This is a genomic window from Falsiroseomonas selenitidurans, from assembly GCF_012103215.1.
GTDB lineage: Bacteria > Pseudomonadota > Alphaproteobacteria > Acetobacterales > Acetobacteraceae > Falsiroseomonas > Falsiroseomonas selenitidurans.
In genome coordinates, this window is sequence record NZ_JAAVNE010000048.1 from 1 (window position 1) to 16,928 (window position 16,928).

The 16,928-nt window shown below is 72.7% G+C and carries 19 protein-coding genes and 1 other RNA gene; 7 read left to right on the plus strand and 13 right to left on the minus strand.

Features of this window, described 5'->3' with window-relative positions:
* The first annotated feature begins 277 nt into the window (after positions 1–277).
* From HEQ75_RS22005 to HEQ75_RS22025, 5 genes are all read left to right on the plus strand, one after another.
* Positions 278–490, plus strand: coding sequence for a hypothetical protein (locus tag HEQ75_RS22005; protein WP_168034277.1), 213 nt, complete (start codon positions 278–280; stop codon positions 488–490).
* Between the two features lie 2 nt (positions 491–492).
* A complete protein-coding gene (locus HEQ75_RS22010) occupies positions 493–822 on the plus strand; it encodes a cell division protein ZapA (RefSeq protein ID WP_168034278.1) in 330 nt (109 codons plus the stop codon).
* Between the two features lie 9 nt (positions 823–831).
* A non-coding RNA gene (ssrS, locus tag HEQ75_RS22015) (6S RNA) lies at positions 832–988 on the plus strand.
* A 218-nt stretch (positions 989–1,206) separates the two neighbouring features.
* Positions 1,207–1,788: a 5-formyltetrahydrofolate cyclo-ligase gene (locus HEQ75_RS22020; protein ID WP_168034279.1), complete on the plus strand. Its 582-nt coding sequence runs from the start codon at positions 1,207–1,209 to the stop codon at positions 1,786–1,788.
* Positions 1,785–2,606 carry a TIGR00282 family metallophosphoesterase gene (locus HEQ75_RS22025; RefSeq protein WP_168034280.1) on the plus strand — a complete coding sequence of 274 codons (822 nt, stop codon included), beginning with the start codon at positions 1,785–1,787 and terminating at the stop codon, positions 2,604–2,606. The genes HEQ75_RS22020 and HEQ75_RS22025 overlap by 4 nt, the downstream gene beginning before the upstream one ends.
* Before the next feature lie 3 nt (positions 2,607–2,609).
* Here the strand turns inward: HEQ75_RS22025 and HEQ75_RS22030 are convergent, their stop codons facing one another.
* The 3 genes from HEQ75_RS22030 to HEQ75_RS22040 form a co-directional block, all read right to left on the minus strand.
* The gene (locus HEQ75_RS22030) at positions 2,610–3,566 is read right to left on the minus strand and encodes a hydroxymethylglutaryl-CoA lyase (protein ID WP_168034281.1); all 957 of its coding nucleotides are present in this window, start codon (positions 3,564–3,566) and stop codon (positions 2,610–2,612) included.
* A 100-nt stretch (positions 3,567–3,666) separates the two neighbouring features.
* Complete coding sequence (locus HEQ75_RS22035) at positions 3,667–4,395, minus strand: metallophosphoesterase (RefSeq protein ID WP_168034282.1); 729 nt, start codon at positions 4,393–4,395, stop codon at positions 3,667–3,669.
* The gene (locus tag HEQ75_RS22040) at positions 4,392–5,825 is read right to left on the minus strand and encodes a cryptochrome/photolyase family protein (RefSeq protein ID WP_168034283.1); all 1,434 of its coding nucleotides are present in this window, start codon (positions 5,823–5,825) and stop codon (positions 4,392–4,394) included. The genes HEQ75_RS22035 and HEQ75_RS22040 overlap by 4 nt, the downstream gene beginning before the upstream one ends.
* Before the next feature lie 189 nt (positions 5,826–6,014).
* Here HEQ75_RS22040 and HEQ75_RS22045 point away from each other — a divergent pair, with 189 nt between their 5' ends.
* A complete protein-coding gene (locus HEQ75_RS22045; RefSeq protein WP_168034284.1) occupies positions 6,015–6,623 on the plus strand; it encodes a fasciclin domain-containing protein in 609 nt (202 codons plus the stop codon).
* A 175-nt stretch (positions 6,624–6,798) separates the two neighbouring features.
* Positions 6,799–7,344, plus strand: coding sequence for a fasciclin domain-containing protein (locus HEQ75_RS22050; protein WP_168034285.1), 546 nt, complete (start codon positions 6,799–6,801; stop codon positions 7,342–7,344).
* Positions 7,345–7,432: 88 nt separating this feature from the next.
* Here HEQ75_RS22050 and pdeM read toward each other — a convergent pair whose 3' ends face one another.
* The 10 genes from pdeM to HEQ75_RS22100 all read right to left on the minus strand — a co-directional run bounded on the left by pdeM (position 7,433) and on the right by HEQ75_RS22100 (position 16,856).
* Positions 7,433–8,164, minus strand: a complete 732-nt coding sequence (gene pdeM, locus HEQ75_RS22055) for a ligase-associated DNA damage response endonuclease PdeM (protein ID WP_168034286.1) — start codon at positions 8,162–8,164, stop codon at positions 7,433–7,435.
* Positions 8,161–10,716, minus strand: a complete 2,556-nt coding sequence (locus HEQ75_RS22060) for a ligase-associated DNA damage response DEXH box helicase (protein WP_168034287.1) — start codon at positions 10,714–10,716, stop codon at positions 8,161–8,163. The genes pdeM and HEQ75_RS22060 overlap by 4 nt, the downstream gene beginning before the upstream one ends.
* Positions 10,717–10,760: 44 nt before the next feature.
* Positions 10,761–11,258, minus strand: a complete 498-nt coding sequence (locus HEQ75_RS22065) for an AAA family ATPase (protein ID WP_168034288.1) — start codon at positions 11,256–11,258, stop codon at positions 10,761–10,763.
* Positions 11,255–11,797: an MOSC domain-containing protein gene (locus tag HEQ75_RS22070; RefSeq protein WP_168034289.1), complete on the minus strand. Its 543-nt coding sequence runs from the start codon at positions 11,795–11,797 to the stop codon at positions 11,255–11,257. The genes HEQ75_RS22065 and HEQ75_RS22070 overlap by 4 nt, the downstream gene beginning before the upstream one ends.
* A gap of 25 nt (positions 11,798–11,822) precedes the next feature.
* Positions 11,823–12,290, minus strand: a complete 468-nt coding sequence (locus tag HEQ75_RS22075; RefSeq protein WP_168034290.1) for a DUF2214 domain-containing protein — start codon at positions 12,288–12,290, stop codon at positions 11,823–11,825.
* Positions 12,291–12,296: 6 nt separating this feature from the next.
* Positions 12,297–12,683 (minus strand): DUF6152 family protein, encoded by a 387-nt coding sequence (locus tag HEQ75_RS22080; protein ID WP_168034291.1) that lies wholly within the window; start codon positions 12,681–12,683, stop codon positions 12,297–12,299.
* A 78-nt stretch (positions 12,684–12,761) separates the two neighbouring features.
* Positions 12,762–13,004, minus strand: a complete 243-nt coding sequence (locus HEQ75_RS22085) for an acyl carrier protein (RefSeq protein ID WP_209318703.1) — start codon at positions 13,002–13,004, stop codon at positions 12,762–12,764.
* Positions 13,005–13,009: 5 nt separating this feature from the next.
* Positions 13,010–14,680, minus strand: coding sequence for an AMP-binding protein (locus HEQ75_RS22090; protein ID WP_168034292.1), 1,671 nt, complete (start codon positions 14,678–14,680; stop codon positions 13,010–13,012).
* Positions 14,677–15,705, minus strand: a complete 1,029-nt coding sequence (locus HEQ75_RS22095; protein ID WP_168034293.1) for a DUF1796 family putative cysteine peptidase — start codon at positions 15,703–15,705, stop codon at positions 14,677–14,679. The genes HEQ75_RS22090 and HEQ75_RS22095 overlap by 4 nt, the downstream gene beginning before the upstream one ends.
* A complete protein-coding gene (locus HEQ75_RS22100) occupies positions 15,705–16,856 on the minus strand; it encodes a hypothetical protein (protein ID WP_168034294.1) in 1,152 nt (383 codons plus the stop codon). The genes HEQ75_RS22095 and HEQ75_RS22100 overlap by 1 nt, the downstream gene beginning before the upstream one ends.
* Positions 16,857–16,928: the final 72 nt, after the last annotated feature.

The following is a 16,928-nucleotide window of genomic DNA, read 5'->3' on the forward strand; positions in this document are numbered from 1 at the left end:
CGGCGGCCAGGGCGCGCCACCAGGCGGGGCCGTGCAGCCCGGCCGCCCCGGGCGGGGACAGCAGCAGCAGCCCGGCGCCGCCGGCCAGGGCATGCGCCGCGCGTGCCTCGGCCGCGCTGCGCACCAGCAGGGCGGGCGGCAGCCGGGATGGAAACGCGCTCACCGTTGACCCGCCGCGCCGTGCATGCAAAGCGTTGCAGCATGCCGGAGCCGCTGGCGACAAGGCGTGCTTCGCGCGCCCGCCAGGGCTGGGCGCAGGATGGGCTGGGGGATCTGGGTGTCAGGCACGCGTGCGGAGACGGGCGATCCAACCTCCCGCGCCCTGGCGCGGCTGGAGGAGGCGGTGGAGCGTCTGGCGGAAGCCGCGGCGCAGCAGCCCCGCCCGGTCGCGTCCGGCGAGGGTATTCCGCGCGCGGCCGTCGCCGCCATCGCGGACCGGCTGGACGAGACGATTGCGCGGCTGCGCGCGGCGCTCGGAGAGGATCAGTAGAAATGGGTCAGGTCACGGTCCGCGTCGGCGGCTACAGCCACCCCGTTTCCTGCGAGGATGGGCAGGAGGCGCATCTGGTGTCCCTGGCCGCCGAGGTGGACAAGCGGGTCAATTCCATCAAGGCGATGGGCGGGCAGTTCGGCGAAAGCCGCCTGCTGCTGCTGGGCGCCCTGCTGCTGGCGGATGAGGTGCACGACCTGAAGGTCGCGCTGTCCCAGGCCCGCGCCGGCCAGAACATGGCCGTGCCACAGCCCGATCCGCGGCTGGCGGAGCGCCTGGCGCGCATCGCCGACCGCATCGAGGGCATTGCCCAGACCCTCGACCGACCCTAAATGGAGCGGGCGGGGCTGCCCGGTTGGTGAGGCACTTTAACCCCCGGGGCCAATGAGCATCCTCCGGGGGCTGGCGCTGCCCGGACCGTGGTCCGGATACCTGGCACCCACCTGCACCAGCAGGTCTCAGGAGGGTTATCAAGCCCACGGCCATGGTGGCTCCGCGCTCTCTTCAACCTCAGTCGCCGGGCGCGTCGGGGCAGTCCCCCGACCCGCGGACTTGGCTTTCGCGCCCTGCACGGTCGTGCCGATGGGGCTGATGGTCTCGGCGCGGGCCACATGCGCGGCCTCGGCGCGCCGGGCGCGCCGCCTGGCTGCTCCCTCTCCCCCAAAGGGGGGAGAGGGCCGGGGTGGGGGGGGCTTCGCCATTTGCGCCCGCTTCCCATGACGCTCTGCCCCGAACGCCTCGCTGGCCTGAAGGCCGAGGCCCGCAAGGCCGCGCTCGCCCGCCGCGTTGGCTGCGACCCCGCCCTCGGCGCGGCGCTGGCCGACCACCTGCTGCGCGAATCGCCACCCCCGCCCGGGGCCATCGTCGCCGGCTTCTGGCCGATGGGTGCCGAGATCGACATCCGCCCGGCGCTGGCCGCCCTGCATGCCCGTGGGCACCGCATCGCCCTGCCGGTCACGCCGCGGCGCGGCAACCCGCTGGCCTTCCGCCAATGGCAACCCGGCGACACGCTGGCGCGCGGCCCGCTCGGCACCAGCCAGCCGGGGCCGGAAGCACCGCCGGTGGTGCCGGACTGGCTGCTGGTGCCGCTGTTGGCCTTTGACCGGGCGGGCCATCGCCTGGGCTATGGCGGCGGCTATTACGACCGGACCCTGGCCGCGCTGCCCGGCGCCACCGCCATCGGTGTCGCCTATGCCGCCCAGGAGGTTGACGAAGTGCCCGTGGGCGTGGACGACGCCCCCCTGGCCGCGATCGCCACGGAGCGCGGCATGATCTTCTGCGGAGCCTCCCCGGTTTGAGAATCCTGTTCCTCGGCGACCTCGTCGGCCGCAGCGGCCGCGATGCCGCCGGCGCCGCCATCCCCACCCTGCGCCAGCGCCTGGCGCTGGACCTGGTGGTGGTGAATGCGGAGAACGCGAGCCATGGCTTCGGCCTGGCCCCCGAAATGGCACGCGCCCTGTTCACCGCCGGCGCCGATGTGCTGACGCTGGGCAACCACGCCTGGGACCGCAAGGAGATTTTTTCGTATATCGAAACGGAACCCCGCCTGATCCGCCCGCTGAACTACCCGCCCGGCACGCCGGGCAAGGGTGCCTTCGTGGCGGTGCTGAGCGATGGCCGGCGCGCGCTGGTGGTGCAGGCCATGGGCAGGCTGTTCATGGAAGCGCTGGACGACCCCTTCCGCGGCGTCCAGGCCGCCATCGCCTCCCATCGCATGGGCACGGGCGGCACGGTGCAGGCCATCCTGGTGGATTTCCACGCCGAGGCGTCCTCCGAGAAGCTGGCCATGGGCCACAGCTTCGATGGCAAGGTCTCCCTGGTGGTGGGCACCCACACCCACACGCCGTCCGCCGACCACCAGATCCTGGTGGGCGGCACCGGTTACATGACCGATGCCGGCATGTGCGGCGATTATGACAGCGTCATCGGCATGCAGAAGGGCGGCGCCGCGCTGCGCTTCTGGAAGAAGGTGCCGGGCGAGAAGCTGGCCCCCGCCGAGGGCGAGGCGACGGTGTGCGGCGTGTTCCTCGAAACCGACGATTCCACCGGGCTGGCGACGCGGATCGAGCCGGTGCGGATGGGCGGCCGGCTCAGCCAGGCGATGCCTGCGGCCTGAGCCTCAGGCCGCCTGGCGGAACCGCGCCAGCCCGCCGCTGCGCAGCAGGGTGCTGGGCAGCCTGCGGCCGACCACCTCCTCCGCCAGCCGCCCGGCCTCGACCAGCGCATCGAGGTCGATGCCGGTGGCGATGCCCATCTCCTCGCAGAGAAGCACCAGCTCCTCCGTCGCGATGTTGCCCGGCGCGCCGGGCTGGCCGGCGAAGGGGCAGCCGCCGAGGCCACCCACCGTGGTGTCGAAGCGGGAGATCCCCAGCCGCAGCCCGGCATGGGCATTGGCGATACCGAGGCCGCGCGTGTCGTGCAGATGCAGGATCAGGGAAAGGTCCGGCCAGCGGGCGCGCACCTCCCCCAGCACGCGCTCGATCCGCGCCGGGGTCGCCCAGCCCATGGTGTCCGCCAGCGTCGCCTCGCGGAGTTCAAGCCCCTGTTCGGCGCCGATGGCGAAGGCATCCGCCAGCGCCTCGACCACCTTGGCCGGCGGCACGTCGCCCGAATAGTTGCAGCCGAAGGCGGCCTGCACGCTGATGCGCGGCACCGCGACGCCGGCCTCCAGATGCGCCGCGACATTCGTGCGCTGGGCCTCCAGGTTCTTGGCGCGGTCGCGGTTGAGGTTCTTCAGCGAAAACGCCTCGCTGGCCACCACGGTGACGGCGCCCTCCACCTTCAGCCGGTCCTTGAAGGCGAGCGCGCGGTTCAGCCCGGCCGCGTTGAACCACAACGCGGTGTAGGTGACGCCCGGCTTCGGCGTGAAGCCGGCCACCACGGCCTCCGCATCCGCCCAGCCCGGCACCAGCTTGGGCGAGACGAAGGAACAGACCTGGATGTGGTGCAGCCCGGTCGCCGAGAGCGCATCCACCAGCGCCACCTTGCGCTCGGTCGGGATCGGGCCCGGTTCGATCTGGAAGCCCTCGCGCGGGCCTTCCTCGCGGATTTCGACGGTGCTCGGCAGGTCGGTCATGGCGCGTTCTCCTGGCCTGGCAGGATAGACCCCCGCGCCGCCGATGCGGAACCCTCGCGCCGGCTCCGGCGGCGTGAGAGGGCACGCGAACACAACCCCTTCAGGCCCAGGAGGGCAGGTCGATCCAGGCCAGATGGCCGCCCTTGCCGGCGCCGCAGTCGAGAAAGACGCAGCGCCCGCCGAGCGCGCCCTCCGCCACATAGGGGCGGCCATCCAGGCTGCGGCGGTCATGGCCGCAGACCACGGTCATGTCGGCCGGGATGCGGTCCACCCAGTCATGCACCCGGTCGGGGAAGCCATCGGCGCGCATCCGCCCCGTCACCTGGCCGAACAGCGCCCGCGTCACCAGCCCCTGCGCCTTCTGCGCCCCGGCATCCGGCGGCGGGGCGGCGTGCAGCATGCCGGGGTGGTAGCCGCCATGGACGAAGACGCGGCCGCCATCGCGGATCCAGGCCGGGGCGCGACCGATCTCGAAGATCGCGCGCGCCTTCAGCGCCGACCCGTCCGGGGCCGCGTCCAGCTGCGCCAGGGTCCGCCCCAGCCCTTCCGGCTGCACCCGGATGGGGGTGCCCATCAGCGCCCGGCGCAGCTTGTGGTCGTGGTTGCCCAGCAGGAACAGGCCCTGGCGGGCATCGATCAGCGCGAAGATGCGGCGCAGCACCTCCGGGCTGTCCGGCCCGTGGTCCGTCAGGTCGCCCAGCTGCAGCACGAACATGTCGGCCGCCAGCGCGCCTTCCACGGCGTGGATGAAGGCCTCCGCATCGCCATGCACATCGGCCACCACGCGCAGCCCGGCGAAGCCGCGCCACAGATGTTCCGGCGGGGTCATGCGCGCAGCGTCGCGAAGCCTGCCAGCGCCCGGGCGCGGCCCTCGGCATGGTCGACCACAGGGCGGGGATAGGTGACGCCCAGCCGCACCCCGGCGGCCGCCAGCACCGGCGCCGGCGCCGCCCAGGGCTGGTGCAGGAAGGCATCCGGCAGCCGCGCCAGCTCCGGCACGAAGCGGCGCACATACTGCCCGGCGGCGTCGAACTTCTCGCCCTGCAGCACCGGGTTGAAGACGCGGAAATACGGCGTCGCATCCGTCCCGCAGCCGGCCACCCATTGCCAGGACGCGCTGTTGGAGGCGAGGTCGGCATCCACCAGCGTGTCCCAGAACCAGGCCGCCCCCGCCTGCCAGGGCTGCAGCAGGTGCTTCACCAGCAGGCTGGCGGCGATCATCCGGACGCGGTTGTGCATCCAGCCCGTCTGCCAAAGCTGCCGCATCCCGGCATCGACGATGGGGTAGCCGGTGCGGCCGCGCTGCCAGGCCTGCAGCAGCGCCGCCTCCTCCTGCCAGGGAAAGGCGGCGAATTCGGCGCGCAGGGGCGCCTCCGGCATCTCCGGCCGGTGCCACAGAAGGTGGTAGGCGAATTCCCGCCAGAGGATCTCCTTCAGGAAGGTCTCGGTCCCGCCCGCCGCCGCCCCGGCCTGACGCGCCGCCTGCCACACCTGGCGCGGCGAAACCTCGCCCCAGCGCAGATGCGGCGACAGGCCGGAGGAGCCCGCCATCCCCGGCAGGTTGCGCTGCGTGTCGTAGGCACCGAGCGGCCCGGTGACGAAACGCGCCAGCCGCGCCGCCGCCCCGGCCTCGCCCGGCTGCCACAGGGCCGGGAAGCCGGCGGCCCAGTCCGGCTCGCCCGGCACCGGGTAGAGGCCGAGGCTGTCCAGGCTTTCGCCACCCGGCTGCGCGGCCGGGGCCGGGATCCGCTCCGGGGCCGGCAGCGGGGCGGGGGGGGCGCCGGCGGCGAGCATGGTGCGGGCGAAGGGCGTATACACGGCGTAGGGCTTGCCGCTGGCCGCGCCGAAGCCATGCGGTTCGCGCAGCAGCACCGTGGTGTGCAGCGCCAGCGCCCGGCCGGCAGCGGCCAGCGCCTCATGCACCCGTTGCGTCTGCCGCCGCGCCCAGGGTTCCACCGCGCGGCCGGCATGCACGCGGGCGGCGCCCAGGGCATCGGCCAGGGCGGGCAGCACCGTCTCGGCCCGGCCGCGGGCCAGCAGCAGCGGCGCGCCGCGGGCGGCGAGGTCGCCTTGCAGCGCCGCCAGGCTGTGCCGCAGCCACCAGCGGGCGGCGCCGCCGGCGCGCCAGGGGCCGGCGGCTTCATCGTCCAGCACGAAGACCGGCAGCACCGGCCCGCCCTCCGCCAGGGCGGCGAGCAGGGCAGGGTGGTCCGTCAGGCGGAGGTCGTGGCGGAACCACAGCAGGGAAGGCTTGGTCATCCCTGCCATGTAGGGCGGTTTGCGCATCAGGGCACCTGTCGCAGCGCCGCGATGGCGGCCGGGCGCGGTGTGGATGTTGTCACCGCGGGCGAACCATTGCGGGCCGGCGGCGTTCCAGAACCAGACCGCGACGCCAGCCCCACCCCCCGGGCGCCTGCCGAGCGGACCAACTGGAAGAGGACAGATCGCATGATCCAGACCCGAATGCTGCGCCGTGGATTCCTGGCGCTTGGTGGCGTGGCCGCCGGCAGCCTGGCCGCGCCCGCCCTGCTGCGCGCCCAGACCGTGCCGGCGACGGCGACGCTGGCCGACACCATGGCCGGCGACAACCGCTTCTCCCGCTTCCTGGACCTGATCACCCGCGCCCATCTGGTGGAGGATTTCCGCAGCGCCCAGCCGATGACGGTCTTCGCACCGACGGATGCCGCCTTCAACAGCGCCCCGGCCGGTATCCTGGCCGACCTGGCCGGCACCTCCGGCGGTTCCGGCGAGAACCGGAGCGATCCCGACATTTCGCGGCTCAGCGCGCTGATCAACTACCACATCCTGCCGGGCGCCTTCCGCGCTTCCGACCTGATGGGCGAAAACCGCCGCCTGCGCACGCGCAACGGCTCCGACCTCGCGATCTCGGGCACGGGCGGCGCGCTGACCCTGCAGAACCCGTCCCCGGGCGGCCAGACCGGCGGCTTCCGGGCGGGGGGCATCAACATCGCCACGCAGCCGGCACGGGTGGTGCAGGCCAACATCCAGGCCAGCAACGGCGTGATTCACGCGGTGGACCAGGTGCTGTTTCCGTGATCCCGGGCGCCAGGCCGGTGACACCCGATCCGGCCTGACGCGATGGCATGCCGAGGTCCGTCAGCCCTGCACGGACGGACCTCGTGCTGCTTCCTGAACCGTTCTTGTTCCGCATCGGCGAGCGTCGGGTTAGGCTTTCGCGTCGCGCCTTTTCGCGCCCGCGAGGAACCCCGCCATGCCTTCCATCCCCCGCCGCTCCCTGCTTCCGCTGCTGGCCGGCCTGACCGCCTGCGCCTCGGTGCCGGAAGTGCCAAGCCAGCCGAACCGCCCGATCGCCTCGATCCTGGCGGCGGATGACGCCTTCCTGCGCTTCATCGAGGCCTCCAACCGCGCCGGCACGCTGGCGGAGCTGGGTGGGTCGGGGCCCATCACCGTCTTCGCCTTCACCAATTCCGGCTGGGGCGACCTGCCGGCCTTCACCCAGCAATCGCTGCTGGGCGGCTCCGAGCCGCTGCGGGTGCAGGCGCTGATGCGGTCCCTGATCGTCGAGGGGCGCCACCCCGTGCCGCAGGGGCGGGAGGTGACCTTGACCTCGCTGAACGGCACGCGGCTGAAGATCGATGCGCGCGAAGGCGGCACGGCGCGGATCGAATCGGCCGGCGGCACCGGCATGAGCGTCGGCCTGGGCAGCATCGGCCTGCGCAGCGCCAGGCTGGCGCGGCAGGACATCCAGGCCGCCAACGGCATCCTGCACATCATGGACGGGATGTTGGTGCCCTGAGCGCTGCCTGCTCTAGAAGTTTTTGAGTCTGGAGCAAGAAATGCGTTCAGCTGTCTCCAGCTGAACGCATGTTGCCCTGGGCCGCCAGTCAGCCCGGCAGGCCCGGCTGGGTCAGCAGCGGGGCTTCCGGCGCCGCCCGGCCGCTGCCGCGCAGCGGGCCGGTGGGGAAGCTGAACAGCCGTTCCGCGCCCAGCAGGAAGGCGCGGCCGCCGCGCGGGAACAGCGCGGCGATGGCGGGGTCCCGCACCTCCAGCCCGCCCGTATAGGCGCCGAAGGCGGGCAGCAGAAGGCGGCGGCCATCGCCCAGGAAGCAGGGCCGCGTCACCGCGCCGGCCCGCGTCGGCATCGTCGCCTTGGGGTGGAAATGGCCGGAGATCTCGGCTGTGGCGCCGGGGGCGGCGATGTGGCGGAAGGTGAAGGGCGCCAGCCGCCATTCCGCCGCGGCGACGCCGGGCAGGCCCACCGGCGGGTCCGGGTCGTGGTTGCCCAGCACCCAGACCACCTCCTCCATCCCCGCCAGCATCCGTGCCAGGGCAGCACATTCGGCGGGCGGCAGGCGGGCGCAGCCATGCCGGTCGTGGAAGCTGTCGCCCAGCAGCACCAGGCGCTGCGGCCGCCAGCGGCGCAGCACGAGCGCCAGGCGATCCAGCGTCTCCCGCGTGTCGTAGGGCGGCAGGAAGCGGCCGCGGGCGGCGAAGCTGCTGCCCTTTTCCAGGTGCAGGTCGGCCACCGCCAGCAGCTTCTGCGCCGGCCAGGCGACGCAGCCGGCGGGGTCCAGCATCAGCCGCGCACCGGCCATGTGCATCGGCGCGGCGCTCATCGGGGCGCGCCGAGCGTCCTGGGGGCGTTGCGGATGAAGCGGGCATTGCGGCGCTTCGGGTCGCGCGGATGGCGGGCGCGGTCACGGTCGCCGCGCGGCGGGATGGCCTCCGTCACATTGGCGAGGATCTCGTTGAACAGGTCGGCGCCGTCCGTTGCCTCCGCCACCAGGTCGGCGGCTTCCGCCAGCAGCGCATCCTGCGCGCCGCCGGCCACCCATTCGCGGCCTTCCTCGATCAGCGCCGGGACCGAAAGCGGCGAGGCGCGGTCCAGCGCCCTATGCCGGATGCCGCCCGCCCGCGCGCGCGCCAGCAGCAGGGCGATACGGCCGACATCGGTCAGTCCCGCCGCCGCCTCGCGCCGCGTGGCGCGCAGCAGGATGTGGTCGGGCTCGTGTCGGCGCAGCACGTCGTAGATGAGATCGGCGTTCATGGTCATCGCGCGGCCCGACTTCTCCTGACCGGGATGATTCTTCTCGATCAGCCCGGCAATGGTGGCGATGTTGCGGAAGGTGCGGCGGAGCATGCTGCTTTCGGCCATCCAGGCTTCCAGCTCCTCGCCCAATATGTCCTCCTCGAACAGCCGCTCGATGTCCTGCGGTTCGAAGGCGGACCAGCAGGCGAGGACGTAGTCGGTGGCGAGGTAGCCCAGCGGCGCCATGCCGAGGCGCTCCATCCGCTTGGTCACCAGCATGCCCAGCGTCTGGTGCGCCAGCCTTCCCTCGAAGCAATACGCCACCAGGAACCAGCGGTCGCCGCGCGGAAAGGTCTCCACCAGCAGCCCGTCGCGCGGCGGCATGACGGAGACATGCTGCTGCAGCCGCAGCCATTCGCGCACGGAGTCCGGCAAGGCGGCCCAGGATGTCGGATCATGCAGGATGCCGCGCACGCGGGCGGCCAGATGCGTGGTCAGCGGCATGCGGCTGCCGGCATAGGCGGGCACGCGCGGGTCGCCCTCTCCGCCGCGGGAGACGATGCAGGCCAGCGCGTCCAGCCCCTCGAATCGCAGCATCTGGCCGGCGAAGATGAAGCAGTCGCCGGCGGTGAGGGTGGAGACGAACCATTCCTCCACCTCCCCCAGCACCGGCCCGCCGCGCAGCCTGACTTTCACCAGTGGCGTCTCGACGATGGTGCCGAGGTTCATTCGCAGCTGGCGCGCGGCGGCGGGGCCGCGGATATGGATCAGGCCCTCGGCGTCGCGGAACAGGCGGCGGAAGCGGTCGTAGGATTGCAGGGCGTAGCCGCCGTCCTCGACGAAGCGCAGCGCGTCCTCGAAATCGCGCCGTGTCAGCGCGGCGTAAGGAGAGGCGCGCAGCACCTCAGCGTAGAGGTCATCCGGGTGAAAAGGCCCCGCAACGGCAACTGCCAAAATGTGCTGGCACAAGACGTCGAGGCCGCCTTCGCGCGGCGGGTCGCCATCCAGTTCCTCGGCCGCGATGGCCTGGCGGGCGGCGACGCATTCGATGACCTCGAAGCGGTTGGCCGGCACCAGCACGGCCTGGGATGCCTCATCCATCCGGTGGTTCGCCCGGCCGATGCGCTGCAGAAGCCGCGAAACGCCCTTGGGCGCGCCTACCTGCACCACCTGGTCCACCGCGCCCCAGTCGATGCCGAGGTCGAGCGAGGCGGTGGCGACCACCGCGCGCAGCCGCCCCTCGGCCATCGCCGCTTCCACCTTGCGACGCTGCTCCACGGTGAGCGACCCGTGATGCAGGCCAATGGGCAAATTGTCGTCGTTCAGCCGCCACAGCGCCTGGAAGCAGAGTTCGGACTGCGCGCGCGTGTTGACGAAGACGATGGTGACCCCCGCGCCGCGAATGCGCCGGTACACCTCCGGCATCGAGGCCAGGCCCATATGCCCGCCCCAGGGCAGGCGGCCTTCCGGCAGCAGGATGTCGAGGCTCGGCGCCGCGCCGGGCGCACCCTGCACCAGCGCGACATCCTGCGGGCGCCCGGTGGGGGAGAGGTAGGCGCGCAGCGGGGTGGGGTGCGCGACGGTGGCGGACAGGCCGATGCGGCGCGCGCCGGGCGCCAGCGTCGCCAGCCGCGCCAGGCCGAGGGCCAGCTGGTCGCCGCGCTTGCTGCCGGCCAGTGCATGGATCTCATCCACCACGACGGCATGCAGCCCGGCGAACATCTCCCCCGCATCCGGCAGGGTCAGCAGCAGTGCCAGGCTTTCGGGGGTGGTCAGCAGGAAACTGGGCGGGTCCACCCGCTGGCGGGCACGGCGATTGGCGGGGGTGTCGCCGGTGCGGGTCTCGATGCGGATCGGCAGGCCCATCGCCTCGACCGGGGCGGTGAGGTTGCGGGCAATGTCCACCGCCAGCGCCTTCAGCGGCGAGATGTACAGCGTGTGCAAGCCGGCGCGCGGGCGTTCATGCAGATCGACCAGGGAGGGCAGGAAGCCGGCCAGCGTCTTGCCGCCCCCGGTCGGCGCCACCAGCAGGGCGCTCGCCCCGCTTTGCACGGCGCCGAGCAGGGCAAGCTGGTGCGGCCGCGGCGCCCAGCCGCGCGCGGCGAACCAGGCCTGAAAAAGTTCCGGCAATGTTCCCATTCGTCGGGGAATATGCTGACGGTTGGGCGAAAGGGGAAGGGGTCTCAGCCCAGTGCTGCGCGCAGCTCGGAAAGGCAGGCATCCAGGCTGCGCCCGGCCGTGTCGATCACCAGCCGCGGCCGGTGCCAGCTTTCATACTCTCGCCCCAGCACCGCATCCCAATCCGGAGGCACCAGGCCGGGGATATCGATGCTGCGGGTTTCGACGCGGCGGCGATGCTCGATGGGGTCGGAACAGACGATTTCGACCTCGATGAGCCCCGCGCCCGCCGCCTGGGCGGCGTTGCGCCAGGCGTCGCGGGTGATCCGCAGCGGGTTGACGCTGTCCGCCACCACCGACAGGCCGAGCGACAGGTTGGCCCGCGCCACCGCGTAGCCGGCCAGGTAGCCGGCAGGACCGACATCGCCGATGCCGGCCTCGCGCAACGCCTGTTCGATATGGTCGATGCGGATCCAGGTGGCGCCCAGCGCCCGCGCCAGCGCGCGGGACAGCGTGGATTTGCCCGTGCCCGGAAGGCCCGCGAAGGCGATCAGCCGGCTCACACCCGCTCCAGCGCCAGATGCGGCTCCGCCGGCAGAACCACCTGCAGCGCATCGCCCGCCGCCAATTCGCCGCCCTCAACCACCACCGCCATGATCCCGGCCCGCAGCAGCAGCGCCCCATCCGCCGCGCGTTCCAGGGTGGCCTTCATCAGCCCCTTCTGGAAGTCATCCAGCTGGTAGCAAGGGTTCCGCAGCCCGGTCACCTCGACCACCGCGGTCGCCCCCAGATGCAGGCGGGTGCCGCGCGGCAGGGCGAAGAGGTCCACCCCCTCCGTCGTCACATTCTCCCCCAGCGCGCCCGGCGCCACCTCGAAGCCTTGGGCGCGCAGCAGTGCCAGCCGCTCCGCCGGGATCAGGTGAAGCTGGCGCAGGTTGGGCTGATTCGGGTTCGCCTTCACGCGGGACCGGTGTTTGACGAGTTCCCCGCAATGCGCGTCGCCCTGCACGCCAAGGCCGGCGAGCAGCGTGATGCTCGGCTGCGCTGGCTTGGAGAATTCATGGCTCGGCGAAGCCGCCACCGCCACCACACGACCCTGCATCCCGATTCTCCGCCTGAGGCGGCGATCATTGCAGGAATCCGATCCAGCGTCCCGCCAGCAGCGCGCCGATCCAGGCGGCCAGCGACACCCCGGCCGCCAGCCGCAGCCGCCCCGCCAGCGCCCCGCCCGCCAGCGCCGCACGCCAGGGCCGCCCGGCATGCAGCAGGGCCAGGTTCGCCAGGGCCAGCGCCAGCAGCGCCAGCTTCGCCAGGAAGGCCGGGTTTTCCAGATAGGTCGCCGGCCGCGTGCTGAACAGCAACAGGCCGGTCAGCGCTGCCAGGCCCAGCCCGGTGGCGGCGACGCGGACCAGCGGCGGCGCCAGATGCCCCAGCGCCGCGCTGCGGAAGGCGCCCAGCAGCCGCAGGTCCAGCGTTGCGATGGCCCCGACCAGCAGCCCGATGCCCAGCACATGCGCCGCATTCACCAGCAGGTACAGCGTGACGGAGCCGCGCAGCGCTGTCGCCGGGGCGGAGGCCGCGATCAGGTCCAGCACGCGCCGTCAGCCGCCCTGGATGCGCTCCGGGTAGAAGTCGAAGCGCCGGCCGCCCACCGTCAGCCGCACCGCCTTCAGCCGCCGTTCGGAACTGTCGCGGGACCGGTTGCCCAGCGCCACCACCTCCTGCCCCGGGCGGACCGAGGTCTCGGTGAAGCCGGCCCTTGCGGTCTGGCGCGGATTGCCCAGCTCCACCGTCCACATCTGGCCCTCGGCCTCCACCCGCAGGGTCGGGTGCGGCGGGCCGACATAGACCTCCCGCACCGTGCCGGTCAGCGTGCCCTGGTCGCCTTCGGCCCAGGACCAGCCATGATGCGCGGCGGCCGTGCCGATGCCACCCAGGGTACCGAGCAGGCCGAGCGCCCCGCGCCGGCCGATCTTCGTGAATGCCATGTCATGTCCCTCACCAGGATGGGCGGGAGGTTGGGGCTGACCCGGCGATTGTCGACCCGGCGCCCGATGACATGGCGTTCAGCCCGGTATCCGCGTCGCCACGAACGCCACCAGATCGCCGAAGGTGGGGCATTCCGCCAGTTGCTGCGCATCCACCGCGGCACCGGTGCGGTCCTCGATCTCCACGCTGATCAGCGTATGGTTCAGGCTGTCCCAGCCCGGCACGTCGGCGGCCGCCATCCCGGGCTCCAGCAGGATGTCGCGGTCGCCGATCACCTCCCGCGCGATGGCTTGCAGGTCGGCCATGGTGAAGGCGGGCATGGGCATCAATCCTGGCGGAAGGTTTCAAGGTAGCGGCGGCGGTTGGCGTCGCGGCTGATCTTGCCGCTGGTGCTTTTCACCAGCCAGCGATCCGGCACCACGCGCACGTCGCGCGGCTTCACCAGGAAGACGCGCTCCAGGTGCCGGCTGATCGCGGCGCGGCATTCGGCTTCCGGGATGCCGGAGGCTGCGTCGTGTTCCGCGACCAGGATCAGCTCCTCGCTGCCGGTCTGGTCGCTGTCGATGCCGAAGGCAACGGCGCGTCCGGGGCGCAGGCCGGGCAGGGCCGCCAGCGCCGCCTCCACATCGCCGGCGAACAGGTTCTTGCCGTTGACGATGATGATCTCCTTCAGCCGGCCGAAGACGAAGACCTCCTCTTCCCACACCGTGCCGAGGTCGCCGGTGCGGTAGTAGCCTTCCGTGTCAAGGCCGGATTCGGCGGCGCTGCGGCCGGCATGGCCGCTGAACAGGAAGGGCGCGCGCAGCGCGATCTCCCCGTAATGGCCGGGCGGCAGGCGGCGCTCGCCATCCAGGATCGCCAGCTCCACCCCCGGCAGCACCCGGCCGGAGGAGAGCACCAGCCTGTGCCCGGCCGGCGCCGCCGTGCCCGACTCCACCAGCAGCGCGCCGGATGCCGGCATCGGCGTGCCGGGCGCAAGCGGCCCCGGCACCGCCAGCCCGCGCCGCCGCGCGCCGCTGCCCTGGCTGACAGCGAACACCGTCTCCGCCATGGCATAGCAGCCGACCACGGCGCCGGGCCGCACGCCGCGATCGGCGAAGGCCGACTCGAAGCCCTCCGCATCGGCCAGCCGGCAGGGCTCGGAACAATCCACCCAAAGTCGCAGGCTGGAAAGATCCGCCGGCGGCAGGGCGCGGCGCAGGCGGACGAAGTGGCGATAGGCGAAGTTCGGCATCCAGGCGATGTCGCAGCGATCCGCCGCGATCATCTCCAGGAAGCGGCCCGGGCTGCCGATCCATTCAAAGGGATCGAGGACGGAGACCTGGTCACCGCCCAGCATCGGCAGCAGGAAGCCCGCCACCAGCCCCATGTCGTGGTACAGCGGCAGCCAGGACGCCACGGACAGCCGCGCCACCCCCAGCTCCGCCCGCAGCCCGGGCCAATAGGCGGCGCTTTGCGCGGCCAGCATCCGCCCGCTGATCGCGACCGCCTTCTTGATGCCGGTGGTGCCGGAGGAATGCTGCACGAACAGCGTCTCGTCCGAGCCCAGCCGGGCGCGGAAGGCATCCAGCGCCGCCACGCTGTCGCCCTCGGCCGGCGGCACGGCCAGGATGCGCGGCGCGAGATCGGGGGCGATGGCGCGCACCGTCTCGGCCGTCGCCTCCTCCATCACGCAGATCGCCGCCGGGTCGATGGCCCGCAGCGCCGCGCCCTGCTGTTCGAAGAAGTGCCGCGCATCCTGCAGCGGGGAGGCCGGCGGGAAGAAGGCGGCGCGGCGGCCGGATGCGGCGATGCCGAGGAACAGCGCCATCATCGCCGGCCCGGTGGTGCCGATCACCAGCACCAGCGCAGCGGGCGGCGTGCGGGCCGCGATCCAGGCCGCCTGGGCGGTGGCCTGCTGCCACAGGGCGCGGCCGGTGACGGCCGTGCAGGCGCCGCGCTGCCAGTGGCGCAGCACCACCCAATCCAGCAGGGAAGGGTCGAGCAGGCCGGTCATGCCGCCGCCCCGCGCGCGAAGAACCCCCAGGCGGTCAGGCAGGCCAGCACGCCCTGCGCGTAGAAATGCTCGAAGCCGAGGCCTTCCTCGGAATCGACCGACGCCGCATCCGCCCAGATGAAGTGCGGATGCGGGTAGGGGGCCGCGAGATGCGCCGTCTCGGCGTCGAGCCAATCCAGGCGGGCGGCGCCGCCGCGGCGAGACTGGCTGGTCAGCAGCAGGAAGGGGCGGGGCCGGCCGCTGAGCCTTGCCAGCGCCGCGCGGAGCGGGGCCAGGAAGGGGATCGGCGCGGCGGGGTCCTGGATGCGGCAATCCGCCATCACGAACACCGCGCCCGGCAGGGCGCAGGCGGTGCGGAAGCTGGCGATGCGACGTGCCAGCAGGCGGCGCAGCGGCGCGAAATCCGGCTCCAGCCAAGCCGGACCGCGATGGTGGTTCCACACCGCGCCGCCATCCTGGCGCATGGCGATCCGCTGGCCCGATGGCGTCGTACTTTCCCGCATCAGCGAGGGCTCGGCGTAGTCGGCAAAATCCGTGGCGAGCGCACGCAGCACCTCGTCGCGCTTGTGCAGCGCCATGCTGAAGGGCGTGTGCAGCGCCGTGAATTGCGCGCGGTCGCGAAACCCCCAGCGGTTCAGCAGCTTCCATGGCAGGCAGTGCAGCCCGAGGGAGACCAGCGCCGGCTGCGCCATCCGGTGGTCCGCGAGTGCCGCGCGGAAGGCCTGGCGCCGCGCCACCGCCCGCCATGTCGCGCCGAGCGCCGCATCGGCCTCGGCGCGGCCATGCAGCGCGGCCAGCAGCGCCGCGATCCGCTCCGGCTCCAGGCAGCTGCGCTCGGCCTGGTGCAGCAGGAAGTTCAGCTGGCTGGGCCCGGGCCTGGCAATCTCCGCAACGCGCCCGATCGCCTCGGCGAGCAGGGCCTGGAAGGCGCCATCCTCCTCCGCCGAATACAGCCCGCGCAGCCGCAGCTCGACCGCGGTGCCATTGGTGAAATCCAGCTCCGCCAGCGCGGCTTCCCCGGCCATCAGGCCGCCGCCTCGTCCGCGGCCGCCGCGTCCGGCGCCACCTCGTCCGGTGGCGCATCGGCCCGCCGCCGCAGCAGGCGCCATTGCAGCAGGGCGCGCAGCAGGAAGCCCATATAGGCGCGCTCGAAGAGCAGGCCCTCGCGGCTGTCGGCGGCCAGATCGTCGTGCCAGACATAATCCGCCGCCGGATAGGGGCAGGTGACGTAGCGCGTCGTCGCATCCACCGCGACGATCCCCTTCTCCCGCCGCCGCGCCGTCTGGTTGCTGATCAGGATCCGGTTGCCGGTGCGGCCGGTGTAGCGGGCCAGCGCGGCGTCCAGCCGCGGCAGGAAGTCCAGAGCTTCCTCCGGATATTCCACCGGGCAGGTGGCCAGCACGAAGACGGCATCGGGGCGCCGGCAGGCCGCGCGAAACAGCACCGCCTTGTCGATGATGCTCTGGCGCAGCGGCGCGGCGCCGTCGCGCAGCCAGAAGGCGCCGCGGTTGTGGTTCCAATGTGCGGTGCGGTCGCGCCGCATCGCCAGCTCATGGCCGCGCTGGGTGGTCACCAGCCGCGTCGTCTCCGGCGTGCAGTAGGTGGCGAAGTCGTCCTCCAACGCGGCGAGCACGCCGGGGATGGTGTGGCCGGCGAGGGCGAAGGGGCCGAAGAGGGCGGTGAAATCCGTCTCCCGCCGCAGGCCCCAGCGGCCGGGCAGGTGCCAGGCGAGGCAGTTCAGCCCCAGTGAGATCAGCGAGACCCCGCCCTCGAACTGCGCCGCGAGCCGCGCCCGGTGGCGCTGGCGATGGGTCACGGCGCGCCAGGCCAGCATCAGCTCGGGCGCTGCGCGGGCCGCCGTGGCCGTTGCCTGCAGCGCCGGCGCGATGTCTGCCAGGGGCAGGCAGCAGCGTTCGGCGAAGCGCAGCAGCGTCGCGAGATAGGGCGCGCCGGCCCTGGAGGCGAAGCCGGCATCGAGGCGTGCCAGCCGGTCGCGCGTGACATCCTGCAGGGTGGCGTAGTCCTGCAGCTCGAACAGGTAGCGCAGCAGCACCATCCCGGCCTGGGCGTCCCCGGGATCCGCCCGCAGGCGGAGAAGCTCCGCCGCCGCGGGCAGGTCGCCATCGTCGCGCAGCCGCATCGCGGCACGGAGGGGGGAGCCTTCGGTGATGCTCATGCCCGGTCGAAACAATCCTGCCCTGTCTGCGCACCCGGCCGCCGAGGCGGCGTGGATGAGCCTGCCGGTTCG